This is a genomic window from Pseudomonas sp. Mb7 (assembly GCF_054790525.1).
Genome location: NZ_CP186501.1, coordinates 5,630,519 through 5,643,909 on the forward strand (window position 1 = coordinate 5,630,519; position 13,391 = coordinate 5,643,909).

General features: G+C 56.2%; 15 protein-coding genes. All 15 read right to left on the reverse strand.

Features of this window, described 5'->3' with window-relative positions:
* Positions 1 to 4 precede the first annotated feature (4 nt).
* Positions 5 to 1,549 (reverse strand): F0F1 ATP synthase subunit alpha, encoded by a 1,545-nt coding sequence (gene atpA / locus ACOYXH_RS25470; protein ID WP_016984064.1) that lies wholly within the window; start codon positions 1,547 to 1,549, stop codon positions 5 to 7.
* 21 nt (positions 1,550 to 1,570) lie between these two features.
* Entirely contained in the window at positions 1,571 to 2,107 is a 537-nt protein-coding gene (locus ACOYXH_RS25475) for a F0F1 ATP synthase subunit delta (protein WP_007911956.1), read from the reverse strand.
* A 12-nt stretch (positions 2,108 to 2,119) separates the two neighbouring features.
* Positions 2,120 to 2,590 (reverse strand): F0F1 ATP synthase subunit B, encoded by a 471-nt coding sequence (locus ACOYXH_RS25480; RefSeq protein ID WP_003229781.1) that lies wholly within the window; start codon positions 2,588 to 2,590, stop codon positions 2,120 to 2,122.
* Positions 2,591 to 2,649: 59 nt separating this feature from the next.
* Entirely contained in the window at positions 2,650 to 2,907 is a 258-nt protein-coding gene (gene atpE / locus ACOYXH_RS25485) for a F0F1 ATP synthase subunit C (RefSeq protein ID WP_003097235.1), read from the reverse strand.
* Positions 2,908 to 3,040: 133 nt separating this feature from the next.
* Entirely contained in the window at positions 3,041 to 3,910 is an 870-nt protein-coding gene (atpB, locus tag ACOYXH_RS25490) for a F0F1 ATP synthase subunit A (RefSeq protein WP_007911917.1), read from the reverse strand.
* 16 nt (positions 3,911 to 3,926) lie between these two features.
* The gene (locus ACOYXH_RS25495; protein ID WP_003229783.1) at positions 3,927 to 4,334 is read right to left on the reverse strand and encodes a F0F1 ATP synthase subunit I; all 408 of its coding nucleotides are present in this window, start codon (positions 4,332 to 4,334) and stop codon (positions 3,927 to 3,929) included.
* A gap of 148 nt (positions 4,335 to 4,482) precedes the next feature.
* The gene (locus tag ACOYXH_RS25500) at positions 4,483 to 5,355 is read right to left on the reverse strand and encodes a ParB/RepB/Spo0J family partition protein (RefSeq protein WP_034152184.1); all 873 of its coding nucleotides are present in this window, start codon (positions 5,353 to 5,355) and stop codon (positions 4,483 to 4,485) included.
* A gap of 9 nt (positions 5,356 to 5,364) precedes the next feature.
* A complete protein-coding gene (locus tag ACOYXH_RS25505; protein ID WP_008084406.1) occupies positions 5,365 to 6,162 on the reverse strand; it encodes a ParA family protein in 798 nt (265 codons plus the stop codon).
* Between the two features lie 18 nt (positions 6,163 to 6,180).
* The gene (gene rsmG, locus ACOYXH_RS25510; RefSeq protein ID WP_064116544.1) at positions 6,181 to 6,825 is read right to left on the reverse strand and encodes a 16S rRNA (guanine(527)-N(7))-methyltransferase RsmG; all 645 of its coding nucleotides are present in this window, start codon (positions 6,823 to 6,825) and stop codon (positions 6,181 to 6,183) included.
* Positions 6,822 to 8,720, reverse strand: coding sequence for a tRNA uridine-5-carboxymethylaminomethyl(34) synthesis enzyme MnmG (mnmG, locus tag ACOYXH_RS25515; RefSeq protein WP_095125083.1), 1,899 nt, complete (start codon positions 8,718 to 8,720; stop codon positions 6,822 to 6,824). The genes rsmG and mnmG overlap by 4 nt, the downstream gene beginning before the upstream one ends.
* A gap of 552 nt (positions 8,721 to 9,272) precedes the next feature.
* Positions 9,273 to 10,643, reverse strand: a complete 1,371-nt coding sequence (gene mnmE / locus ACOYXH_RS25520) for a tRNA uridine-5-carboxymethylaminomethyl(34) synthesis GTPase MnmE (protein ID WP_093429551.1) — start codon at positions 10,641 to 10,643, stop codon at positions 9,273 to 9,275.
* A gap of 81 nt (positions 10,644 to 10,724) precedes the next feature.
* Positions 10,725 to 12,407 (reverse strand): membrane protein insertase YidC, encoded by a 1,683-nt coding sequence (yidC, locus tag ACOYXH_RS25525; protein WP_095049582.1) that lies wholly within the window; start codon positions 12,405 to 12,407, stop codon positions 10,725 to 10,727.
* 2 nt (positions 12,408 to 12,409) lie between these two features.
* A complete protein-coding gene (yidD, locus tag ACOYXH_RS25530) occupies positions 12,410 to 12,655 on the reverse strand; it encodes a membrane protein insertion efficiency factor YidD (RefSeq protein ID WP_010465488.1) in 246 nt (81 codons plus the stop codon).
* Positions 12,648 to 13,049, reverse strand: coding sequence for a ribonuclease P protein component (gene rnpA, locus ACOYXH_RS25535; protein WP_016984072.1), 402 nt, complete (start codon positions 13,047 to 13,049; stop codon positions 12,648 to 12,650). Before rnpA ends, yidD begins: the two co-directional genes overlap by 8 nt.
* A gap of 16 nt (positions 13,050 to 13,065) precedes the next feature.
* Positions 13,066 to 13,200, reverse strand: a complete 135-nt coding sequence (rpmH, locus tag ACOYXH_RS25540) for a 50S ribosomal protein L34 (RefSeq protein ID WP_003213577.1) — start codon at positions 13,198 to 13,200, stop codon at positions 13,066 to 13,068.
* Positions 13,201 to 13,391: the final 191 nt, after the last annotated feature.

Genomic DNA, 13,391 nt, shown 5'->3' on the forward strand with positions numbered 1-13,391 from the left:
CGGCTTACCAGGTTTGGGTGGCCTTGAACTTCTCGATACCGGCTTTCATGCCAGCGTCGATTTCGTCATTGAAGTCACCTTTAACGTTGATCTTGGCCATCAAATCGGCGTGATCGCGGTTGAAGAAAGCAATCAGCGCTTGTTCGAAGCTGCCGATCTTGGCGATTTCAATGTCAGTCAGGAACCCACGCTCAGCGGCATACAGCGACAGCGCCATGTCAGCGATCGACATTGGTGCGTATTGCTTCTGCTTCATCAGCTCGGTAACGCGCTGACCATGCTCAAGTTGCTTACGGGTCGCTTCGTCCAGGTCAGAAGCGAACTGGGCGAATGCCGCCAGTTCACGGTACTGAGCCAGAGCGGTACGGATACCACCGGAGAGCTTCTTGATGATCTTGGTCTGAGCGGCACCACCCACACGGGATACCGAAACACCGGCGTTCACTGCAGGGCGGATGCCCGAGTTGAACATGGCCGATTCCAGGAAGATCTGACCGTCGGTGATGGAAATCACGTTGGTCGGAACGAACGCGGAAACGTCGCCAGCCTGGGTTTCGATGATCGGCAGTGCGGTCAGGGAACCGGTTTTGCCGGTCACTGCGCCGTTGGTGAACTTCTCTACGTATTCTTCCGAAACGCGGGATGCGCGCTCCAGCAGACGGGAGTGGAGATAGAACACGTCGCCTGGGTAAGCTTCACGGCCTGGTGGACGGCGCAGCAGCAGGGAAATCTGGCGGTAAGCCACTGCTTGCTTGGACAGATCGTCATAAACGATCAGCGCGTCTTCACCGCGGTCGCGGAAGAATTCACCCATGGTGCAACCGGAGTACGGTGCCAGGAATTGCAGCGCAGGAGATTCCGAAGCACTGGCAGCCACGATGATCGTGTTGGCCAGGGCGCCGTTTTCTTCCAGCTTGCGAACCACGTTGGCGATGGTCGATTGCTTCTGACCGATAGCTACGTAGACGCAGAAAATGCCGCTGTCTTTCTGGTTGATGATCGCGTCGATCGCCAGAGCGGTTTTACCGATCTGACGGTCACCGATGATCAGCTCACGCTGGCCACGGCCGACAGGGATCATGGCATCGACAGCCTTGTAGCCAGTCTGTACAGGCTGGTCTACCGACTTACGCCAGATCACGCCCGGTGCAACTTTCTCGACCGCGTCGGTCTCGGTGTTGCCCAGTGGACCTTTGCCGTCAACAGGGTTACCCAGTGCGTCGACTACGCGACCCAGCAGTTCCTTACCAACCGGAACTTCGAGGATGCGGCCAGTGCACTTGGCGCTCATGCCTTCAGCCAGAGACTGGTAAGCGCCCAGTACAACGGCACCTACGGAGTCTTGCTCCAGGTTGAGGGCCATACCGTAGACGCCGCCCGGAAACTCGATCATCTCGCCGTACATAACATCGGCCAGACCGTGAATCCGCACGATGCCGTCAGATACGCTGACGACAGTGCCTTCGTTACGGGCTTGGGAGGTCACATCGAGCTTGTCGATGCGGCCCTTGATAATTTCACTTATTTCGGAAGGATTGAGTTGCTGCATTGCTCTGCTGCCCCTTCAAACTCAAGATTTCAATGCTTCGGCAAGTTTCGCGATTTTGCCGCGAATCGAGCCATCGATAACCAGGTCGCCGGCGCGGATAACGACACCACCTATAAGGGCAGCATCCTCCGCAACTTGCAGGCGCACTTCCCGGTTGAGTCGTGCACTGAGAACCTTGGCGAGTTTGTCTTGCTGTTCTTGGTTCAATGCAAAAGCACTGGTCACTTCAACGTCTACCGACTTCTCTTGTTCGGCCTTGTACAGGTCGAAAAGAGCGGCAATCTCCGGCAGAAGCGGGAGACGGTCGTTTTCGGCAACGACATTGATGAAGTTCTGTGCCTTGGCATCAAACTTGTCGCCGCACACGTCAATAAACGTGGCGGCCTTTTCTGCGCTCGTCAGTCGCGGGGCCTTGAGCACGCGCTGCATGGTGTCGTCTTGCGACACCGCTGCAGCCAGGCCGAGCATGGCTGACCAATTGGCCAGTTGCTGGTGGGCCTGAGCGTGCTCGAAGGCCGCCTTAGCGTAAGGTCGGGCCAACGTGGTCAGTTCTGCCATGATCGCCCTCGCTTAGATTTCAGCAGCCAGTTGGTTAACCAGCTCTGCGTGCGCGTTTTGATCGATTGTGGCACCCAGGATCTTCTCGGCGCCGCCGACAGCCAGCAAGCCCACTTGGGCACGCAGCTTGTCTTTGACACTGTTCAGTTCCTGTTCGATCTCGGCTTGAGCCTGAACCTTCACACGGTCAGCATCGACACGGGCCTTTTCAACGGCCTCTTCGACAATCTGGTTACCGCGTTTCTTGGCTTGCTCGATGATTTCAGCTGCCTGAGCTTTCGCTTCGCGCAGTTGCTGACCCGCTTTTTCTTGGGCCAACTCCAGGTCGCGAGCTGCACGGCTGGCAGCGTCCAGACCATCAGCGATCTTCTTTTGACGTTCGTGCAGAGCAGCGATGACCGGAGGCCATACATACTTCATGCAGAACAGTACAAAAATCAGGAACGCAACGGACTGGCCAATCAGGGTCGCATTAATGTTCACGCCAACACCTCGCAGTTACGTTGTCCATCACATCAAATTACTCGGAAGAATCCGGGTAATTAGCCAGCGATCTGACCAACGAACGGGTTCGCAAAGGTGAAGAACAGAGCGATACCAACACCGATCATGGTTACGGCGTCGAGCAGACCGGCAACGATGAACATTTTAACTTGCAGCATTGGAACCATTTCTGGCTGACGCGCTGCGCCTTCCAGGAACTTGCCGCCCAGCAGGCCGAAACCAATTGCGGTACCCAGTGCGCCCAGGCCGATCAACAGTGCAACAGCGATAGCGGTTAGACCAACTACAGTTTCCATCTTTCCTCCCGACTTTTACGTCGTATGGTTTAGGTTTTTTAGATTAAAGCGGTAAAACAAATCGTTTCAGGTGCCCTGTGAAGAGCCCCTTCCCGTTTGACCGGGAAGGACATCAGACTAGTCGAGACTGGTCTTAATGGTTTTCTTCGTGCGCCATCGACAGGTAGACGATGGTCAGCATCATGAAGATGAACGCCTGCAGCGTGATGATCAGGATGTGGAACACAGCCCACGCCCACTGCAGAACAACGCCCAGGCCGCTCAGCCAGAGCAGACCGCTGCCGAACATCACAGCGATCAGAATGAACACCAGCTCGCCGGCATACATGTTGCCGAACAGACGCAGAGCCAGAGAGATCGGTTTGGCGATCAGGGTCACGAATTCCAGCAGGAAGTTCACCGGGATCAGCAGGGCTTGAACGAAGATGTTCTTGCTGCCGAACGGGTGCAGGGTCAGTTCGCCGATGAAGCCGCCGAAGCCCTTGACCTTGATGCTATAGAAAATGATCAGTGCGAAAACCGAGAACGCCATGCCCAGGGTCGCGTTCGGGTCGGTAGTCGACACGGCGCGGAACGGGATGTGGTGGTCGCCGGAGATCAGGATGGCCAGCTGAGGAATCCAGTCGACCGGTACCAGGTCGACGGCGTTCATCAGGAACACCCAGACGAAGATGGTCAGTGCCAGCGGTGCAATCACCGGGCTACGGCCATGGAAGCTGTCTTTCACGCTGCCATCGACGAATTCGACCAATACTTCAACGAAGTTCTGCAAAGCACCCGGCTGACCCGAAGTCGCTTTCTTTGCCGCCATGCGGAAAAGAAGTACGAAGATCAGACCCAACGCGACCGACCAGCCGAGAGTATCGACGTGGAAAGCCCAGAAGCCCATTTCTTTGGCTTCTGCTGCGGTATGGGCAAAGCCCCAGCCGCCGTTAGGTAGCTGACCGAAGGTCAGGTTCTGCAAGTGGTGCTGGATATAGCCCGAAGCGGTTGTTTCTGCCATGGTTGCCTCAAACGCCCTAAGGTCTCGAAAGTCTTGTTCTCATCAGCAGGGGAGCGAACCAGCTGACCGACTGAGTCAGCACGAACGCGCCGAATACAGCTATCGGCGCCAGTGGCTTCACACCTGCAAACACCAGTGCAAAGAGCACTGCCGTCAAAATCAGTTTGCCTGCCTCGCCGGCATAAAATGACCGGACGATGGACTGGGCTGCTCGGGCGCCGGAAAACCGAAATGCCTTGTGAGCGAAATAAACATTGGGCAGCAAGGCTATCAGGCCTCCGCAAAGTCCCGAGTATCCGGCAACGACTCCGTGCCATTGCCAGAGCGCCAAAGCGGCAATGAGCAAAATGACAAATTGAGCCATTAACACCGGAAAAACCGCCAGGCGATGGAACGGCAGGCGGTTTGGCTTGCGGGTTTCCATCACGTTTGCTCTCCAATGGTCGGCTGCCAGAATTCAATAACTTGGCATAATTTGTGCCGACAAAATGCGCGCAGAGTATAGGGGCGGTTCTGCCCCTATTCAACTGTCAGGTAGTGATTTCCGACTGCGCGCTACATGAGGAAATGTTTCAGCGGATGTGTGCGAGCACACCTTGAAGCTCATCGAGGGAGTTGTAACCGATCACCAACTGGCCCTTTCCCTTCTTCCCATGGCGAATCTGCACCGCAGAGCCTAGGCGCTCGGCCAGACGCTGTTCGAGGCGGGCGATATCCGGGTCGGGTTTGGTCGCCTCCACAGGCTCCGGTTTGCCACTCAACCACTGACGAACCAGTGCCTCAGTTTGGCGCACAGTGAGACCGCGTGCGACAACATGTCGCGCCCCTTCCACCTGTTGATTGTCCGGCAGACCGAGCAATGCACGGGCATGACCCATTTCCAGGTCGCCATGGGACAGCATGGTCTTGATGACTTCCGGCAGCGCAATAAGCCGCAACAGGTTAGCCACAGTGACGCGGGACTTACCCACAGCTTCGGCGACCTGTTGCTGAGTGAGCTGGAACTCCTGCTGCAAACGCTGCAGGGCCACCGCTTCTTCGATCGGATTGAGGTCTTCGCGCTGGATGTTCTCGATCAGCGCAATAGCGATTGCGGTTTCATCCGGCACATCGCGGACCATCGCCGGGATGGTTTCCTGCCCGGCTTGCTGACTCGCGCGCCAGCGACGTTCACCAGCGATGATCTCGAAGCGGCCACCGCCAATCGGGCGCACCACGATCGGCTGCATCACGCCTTGCGCCTTGATCGACGCTGCCAGTTCTTCCAGCGCCTGCGGATCCATGTCGCGGCGCGGCTGGTATTTGCCGCGCTGCAGCAGATCCAACGGCAAGTGCTGCAGTTCGCGGGTGTCAGCTTGCGCCGCTTGTTCTTCCAGCGCGCTGACGGTCGGACCACTCAGCAGTGCATCCAGTCCACGTCCGAGACCTCGTTTCTTGACGGCCATGGGGATTCCTTAAGTTGCCTGAGCGGCGGCGATGCGTGAGTTTTTGCGCTGACGGCGAACCATCTCGCCGGCCAGGGCCAGATAAGCCAGGGCGCCGCGCGATTGCTTGTCGTAGGCAAGCGCCGGCATGCCGTAGCTCGGCGCTTCGGCCAGGCGGATGTTGCGCGGGATCACCGTGTCGTACAGCTGATCGCCGAAGTGTTCCTTGAGCTGCGCCGAAACGTCGTTCATCAGGCTCAGGCGCGGGTCATACATGGTCCGCAGTAACCCTTCGACTTTCAGGTTCGGATTCAGCAGTTCGGCGATGCGCTTGATGTTATCCACAAGGTCGCTCAAGCCTTCGAGCGCAAAGTACTCACACTGCATGGGGATAATGACCCCATCAGCGGCGACCAGTGCGTTCAGCGTAAGCATCGACAGCGACGGCGGGCAGTCGATCAGAATGTAATCGTAGTTTTCGCGGATCGGCGCCAGCGCGCTGCGCAGACGGCTTTCCTTCATCTGCATTTCCAGCAGCACCACTTCGGCCGCGGTCAGGTCGCGGTTGGCCGGCAGCAGTTGGTAACCGCCATGTTCGGAATAGTGCATGGCCTGGGCCAGATCGCATTCGCCGATCAGCAGGTCGTAGACCGAATTTTCCAGGCCGTGTTTATCCACACCGCTACCCATGGTGGCGTTGCCCTGTGGATCAAGATCGATCAACAGCACCCGGCGCTTGGTCGCGACCAGCGATGCTGCGAGGTTGATGCAGGTGGTGGTCTTGCCCACACCACCCTTTTGGTTCGCTATCGCGAATACCTTAGCCATTCTTGCTTGTGTTCCCAATCATGCCGTGCGGCGCAGTATCAGCAGATGGCGTTGGCCTTGGCAACCGGGTACGGCCAGGGCGTGTTCGCTATCGAGTTTGAAGTCTGCCGGCAATGCTACCAGCTCATCGGCCGGATGAACGCCCTTCATTGCCAGCCAACGTGTATCGGCGTCGCCTAAGTGGCGAGTCCAGTTGGTGAAGTTTTCCATGCTGCTGAACGCCCGGGAAATGATCCCATTGAACGGTTGAGCAGGCTGGAAGGCTTCGACACGACTGTGGATAACTTGCAGGTTATCCAGTTTGAGTTCGAGTTTGACCTGAGTCAGAAAGCGGGTTTTCTTGCCGTTGCTGTCCAGACAGGTCACTTGCGAGTCCGGATACAGGATCGCCAACGGGATCCCCGGCATGCCGCCGCCACTGCCGACGTCGAGCCAGCGACCGTTTTCGATGAACGACATCACGCTCAGACTATCGAGCAAGTGTCGCGAAACCATTTCGTCCGGATCGCGCACCGCAGTCAGGTTGTAGGCCTGGTTCCATTTGATCAACAGGGCCAGATAACCCAGCAGCAATTCGTGCTGGGTTTCAGTGAGATGGACACCGAGCTCGCGGGCTCCTGTGGATAACTCTTCGGCGTGTTGCGAAGTGACCTTAGAACTCAAGCGCTTTGCTCCAACTGACGGCCCGCGCCGCGTTTTTTCAAATGAATCATCAACAGCGAAATCGCTGCCGGGGTCACACCCGGGATCCGCGAAGCCTGACCCAGCGTCTCTGGACGCGTGGCACCGAGCTTGCTCTGGATCTCCTTGGAGAGACCGGAAATGTTGGTGTAATCGATATCCACAGGCAATTTCGTGTCTTCACTGGCGCGCAGACGGGCGATTTCGTCCTGTTGACGGTCGATGTAACCGGCGTACTTGGTTTTGATTTCAACCTGCTCGGCGACCTGTGGATCTTCGGCGCCATTGCCGGTCACTTCGACCAGACCAGCGTAGTCGATTTCCGGACGGCTCAAGAGGTTGAGCAAGTTGTATTCGTGGGTCAACGGCGTGCCGAATTTTTCCGCGATCGCATCGCCCTGCTGCGTATTCGGGCGAACCCAAGTGCTTTTCAGGCGCTGTTCTTCGAGTTCGATGCTTTCGCGTTTCTTGCAGAAGGCTGCCCAACGTGCGTCATCGACCAAACCGAGCTCGCGACCTTTTTCGGTCAAACGCAGGTCGGCGTTGTCCTCGCGCAGGATCAGGCGGTATTCGGCACGGGAAGTGAACATGCGGTACGGCTCTTGGGTACCGAGGGTGATCAGGTCGTCGACCAACACACCGATGTACGCTTCATCGCGACGCGGACACCAGGCTTCTTTGCCCTTGGCGCGCAGTGCGGCGTTGGCCCCGGCCAGCAAACCTTGGGCGCCAGCTTCTTCGTAACCTGTGGTGCCGTTGATTTGCCCGGCGAAGAACAGACCGCCGATGACTTTGGTCTCGAGGCTGTACTTCAGGTCACGCGGATCGAAGTAGTCGTACTCGATCGCATAACCCGGACGCACGATGTGCGCGTTTTCCATGCCGCGAATCGATTGCACGATCTGCAATTGCACGTCGAACGGCAGGCTTGTGGATATTCCGTTCGGGTACAGCTCATGGGTGGTCAAACCTTCCGGTTCGATAAACACCTGATGGCTTTCCTTGTCGGCAAAGCGGTGGATCTTGTCTTCGATCGACGGGCAGTAGCGCGGGCCAATGCCTTCGATCTCACCGGCAGCGGAATACATCGGCGAACGATCGAGGTTCGCGGCAATGATTTCGTGGGTGCGGGCGTTGGTGTGAGTAATCCAGCAGCTGACCTGACGTGGATGCTGTTCTTTGTTGCCCATGAACGACATCACCGGGATCGGCGTATCGCCTGGTTGCTCGGTCATCACCGAGAAATCCACAGACTTGCCGTCGATACGCGGCGGCGTACCGGTTTTCAGGCGACCGACACGCAGGGGCAGTTCACGCAGACGGTGAGCCAGGGCGATCGACGGCGGATCACCGGCGCGACCGCCGGAAAAATTCTGCAAACCGATGTGGATAAGTCCGCCGAGGAACGTACCGGTGGTCAACACCACGGAATCGGCGAGAAAACGCAGACCCATTTGCGTGACAACACCACGGACTTGTTCCTGCTCGACGATCAGGTCGTCAGCAGCTTGTTGAAATATCCACAGGTTCGGCTGGTTTTCCAGAATTTCGCGGACAGCGGCTTTGTACAGAATCCGGTCAGCTTGCGCACGGGTCGCCCGAACGGCGGGGCCTTTGCGGCTGTTCAACACGCGAAACTGGATGCCACCGAAATCGGTAGCGGTGGCCATCGCGCCGCCGAGGGCATCGATTTCCTTAACCAGATGGCTTTTGCCAATGCCACCAATGGCCGGGTTGCAACTCATGGCACCGAGGGTTTCCACGTTATGCGTCAGCAACAGGGTTTTTGCCCCCATACGTGCTGAGGCCAGTGCTGCCTCGGTACCGGCATGACCGCCGCCGATGACGATCACTTCAAAACGGGAAGGGAAATCCACCACGCACCTCGTGCCTGCTTAAGTAGGTAATTCAGGAATAGTTTGAGATCAGGTTTCTGAACCTGGTCGACAAGTATAGGGACTTCGCCCTTCCTAAAGAACCCTTTGCACAAAATTTAACCAGCTGTGGAGAACTCGAGGTTAAAAGAATAAAAAAGAGAGAAATTTATAAAACCTTTGTTTTTATGTTTATTCTTACTGAGCATACTTTCTGTGGATAGATTGCTACAAGCCTTTATATTCAATATGTACAGAGTTTCAAAACCCTGTGATCATGTGCCAATAAGGGCCTTGGATAACCGGTTTAAGCCTGTGGATTAAAGGGGTGGTTATCCACAGCGTGGGTTATATCCAGTTTTCAGGACCTGTTACCAACTGCCCTTAGTGGCAGTTATTCACAGGGCTTAATCCACAGAAATGCGGTGAATGAAGAAATAACGGGCACGAGAAATCTGCTCAGGGAGACGAAATCTGCCCGGCACTGGAGAAAGGTTTGAGAAATAGGAGGCGCAGACAGGTCGCGAATGGACCTGTCTGTGGAAAGCGGAGGGTTTATTTACCGATACAGAAGCTGGAAAAGATCCGTCCCAGCAGATCATCAGAGCTGAATGCCCCGGTGATTTCCCCTAGAGAGTGCTGAGCCTGACGCAGGTCTTCGGCCAGCAACTCGCCCGCACCCGCCAGAGTCAGTTGTGCACGACCGTGTTCAAGGGCTGCACTGGCATGGCGCAACGCTTCCAGATGGCGACGACGAGCACTGAAGCTGCTTTCCGAAGTCTGCTCGTAGCCCATACAGGCCTTGAGGTGATCACGCAGGAGTTCCAGACCATCACCTGCAGATTTGGCGCTCAGGCTGATCGTCACGTGGCTATCTTCACTGACTTCCAGGGAAATGGATTCACCAGTCAGGTCTGCTTTGTTACGAATCAACGTAACCTTGGCCGGATCCGGGCGGGTTTCGAGGAATTCAGGCCACAAGGCAAACGGATCCAGTGCTTCTGGAGCGGTTGCATCGACCACCAGCAGGACGCGATCCGCTTCGCCGATGGCTTTCAGTGCGCGTTCAACGCCAATCTTTTCCACCTGGTCTTCGGTATCACGCAAACCTGCGGTATCCACAACGTGCAACGGCATACCGTCGATGTGGATATGTTCACGCAAAATATCGCGGGTGGTGCCGGCAATCTCGGTAACGATCGCCGCTTCCCGACCGGCTAACGCATTCAACAGGCTGGACTTGCCGGCATTCGGACGACCGGCAATCACCACGGTCATACCATCGCGCAACAACGCGCCCTGTCCGGCTTCACGCAGTACTGTGGATAATTCATCACGGACCTTGTCCAGCATGCTCAGCACGTGGCCATCGGCAAGAAAGTCGATTTCCTCTTCCGGGAAGTCGATGGCGGCTTCGACGTAGATGCGCAGACCTATCAGCTGTTCGGTCAAGTTATGCACACGCTGGGAAAACGCGCCTTGCAAAGAACGCAGGGCATTGCGCGCCGCTTGTGCAGAACTCGCCTCGATCAAATCGGCAATCGCCTCGGCCTGGGCCAGGTCGAGTTTGTCATTGAGGAAGGCACGTTCGCTGAACTCCCCCGGACGCGCCAGACGGCAGCCCAGTTCCAGGCAGCGTTTGAGCAGCATGTCCAGAACGATCGGCCCACCGTGGCCCTGCAATTCCAGAACGTCTTCGCCGGTGAACGAGTTTGGCCCCGGGAAATATAGCGCCAGACCTTCATCGAGCACTTGCTGGTCATCACTGAAAAATGGCCCGTAATGGGCGTAACGCGGTTTCAGTTCGCGGCCGCTTATAGCTTTGGCTGCAACGCTGGCCAGCGGCCCGGAAATACGAACAATGCCCACACCGCCGCGACCCTGAGCGGTGGCGACGGCGGCGATGGTTTCACGAGGTGTGCTCATAAACCGGAATCCAGACAAAAGTGGCAGATAGCAAAACGCCCCACTAGGGGGCGTTTTGAGTGGTGTTATCCACAGTGCAAGTTACGCCTCGGCTTTTTTCGTCGCCGCTTCGATCTTACGCGTGATGTACCACTGTTGTGCAATCGACAGGCAGTTGTTCACAACCCAGTACAGCACCAGACCAGCTGGGAACCACAGGAAGAAGAAGGTGAAGATGATTGGCATCATTTTCATGACCTTCGCCTGCATCGGATCCGGCGGAGTCGGGTTCAGCTGCTGCTGGATGAACATGGTTGCGCCCATGATGATCGGCAGAATGAAGAACGGATCCTTGATCGACAGGTCAGTGATCCACAGCATGAACGGCGCCTGGCGCATTTCCACGCTTTCCAGCAGCACCCAGTACAGCGAAAGGAAAACCGGCATCTGTACGAGGATCGGCAAGCAGCCGCCCAGCGGGTTGATCTTCTCTTTCTTGTACAGTTCCATCATGGCTTGCGACATTTTCTGCCGGTCATCGCCATGTTGCTCTTTCAGAGCAGCCAGTTTCGGTGCAACGGCACGCATACGCGCCATCGATTTGTAGCTGGCAGCCGACAGAGGGAAGAAAATACCCTTGATCAGCATGGTCAGGAAGATGATCGACCAGCCCCAGTTACCGACAATGGCGTGGATATGTTGCAGCAGCCAGAAGATTGGCTGGGCAATGAACCACAGAATGCCGTAGTCGACGGTCAGTTCCAGACCTGGGGACAACTCTTTCAATACAGCCTGGCTTTTCGGACCGGCGTACAGCACAGCGCTGGTTTCAACTTTGGCACCCGGAGCAGCGGTCAGTGTAGGACCGGTGTAACCGATGATGTAGTTGCCTTTGCTGTCTTTACGGGTCTGGACGATGTTGTTTTCGCCCTTGGCCGGAATCCACGCGGTCACGAAGTAGTGTTGCAGCCAGGCTACCCAGCCACCGGTGACGGTTTCTTTCAACTGCGCCTTGTCCATGTCTTTCATGGACACTTTCTTGTACGGCTCCGAACTTGTCCACAGGGCGGCGCCCAGGTAAGTCGCGGTGCCAGTAGCAGTAGTGGACGAAGGATCAGCGCTGTTATCACGCTTCAACTGAGCAAACATTGCGCCGTTCCAGGGCTGAGCGCTCTGGTTATCCACAATGTAGGAAACGGCTACGTCATACAGGCCGCGTTTCAGGGTGAAACGCTTGATGTAATTGACGCCGTCCTTGCTGAACTTCAGGTCGACGACCAGTTGGTCCTGACCGTCAGCCAGTTGATAAGTCTTCTTCTCCGAAGAGTAGACCGGACGACCGGCCGGATTTGCATCCGGGCCATTGGTGCCGATCAGACCGCTTTGGGCCAGATAAACACGTTCGCCGCCGTTATCGAACAGCTGGAACGGTACATCAGGACGATCCTGACGACGTGGATACAAAGGCAAGGTCAGTTGAGCAACATCACCACCTTGTGGATCGATCGCGAGATCGAGCACGTCGGTTTTGATCTGGATCAGATCCTTGCTGGCGGCTACCGGAGTTTCGGCAGGTGCACTGGTATCGCTAGCGGCGCGCGGAATATCGTCACTGGCGGCAGCATTATTGCCAGTGGCGGTGTCCGGCAAACCGGATGTAGTCGTACTGGAAGCAACATTCTGAGTCGGCAGGGCAGCCTGGCCATAGTCCTGGTTCCATTTAAGAACCATAACGTAGGACACGATTGCCAGGGCGACGATCAGGATCGTGCGTTTGATATCCATGATTACTCGGCCATCGAAGAAGAACGGGAGGTAGGGATAGGTGGAACCGGGTCATAACCACCGGGATTCCACGGATGACAGCGACCTAAACGACGAAAGGTCAGCCAGCCACCGCGCAGAAGGCCATGATTTTCGATGGCTTCATACGCGTAGCAGGAACAACTGGGGTAGAAACGACAGTGGCTGGCCATCAAAGGACTAATGGCATAGCGATAAAACTGGATCGGAACGAGGGCCAGTTTACGCATCGGTACTGTCTACCCCTACAGTTTCGGTTTTGACTTCTGGAACTGGCTTGCTGCGTGCCAGACGCTTCCAGAGCTTGCCGAAATGCTGAATCAATTCGGGGTTTTCTACATCGCCCAGACCTTTGCGCGCGACGATAACGATATCCCAGCCGACCAGTGAATCCTGGTGCAGACGAAATGATTCGCGCATCAAACGTTTGAGGCGATTGCGCTCAACGGAGAGCTTTACGCTCTTTTTCCCGATAACCAGCCCGAGACGGGGGTGATCAAGATCGTTGTTGCGTGCAAGGAGCAGGAGATTTTTCCCCGGAACCTTGCCGGTAGGGGAGTCAAAGACTGCCTTGAAATGCCGGGGAGTAAGCAGACGCTTTTCCCGACTGAAGTCCTGACTCACCTCCAGTACCGGATTATCAAACTGCCAGACGCGCACGACCTTTGGCGCGGCGACGCGACAGGACAGCACGGCCGTTCTTGGTAGCCATGCGAGCACGGAAACCGTGGGTACGGGCGCGTTTGATAGTGCTTGGTTGGAAAGTACGTTTCATGTCGTGTTACCTGGTTCGTCCACAACGGGCCGGAATGGCCCCCGTTTTAAGAGACCGGGGATTCTAGAGAAAGCAAGCCTTCAGGTCAATTTCCAACCAGCGTTTCCTTATAAATAGATCTCTAGGTGTTCTTTGCCTGATCACCTGCTTGCCATACATAAAAATAAAGAAGGGAATTATTTAAAGCTTTT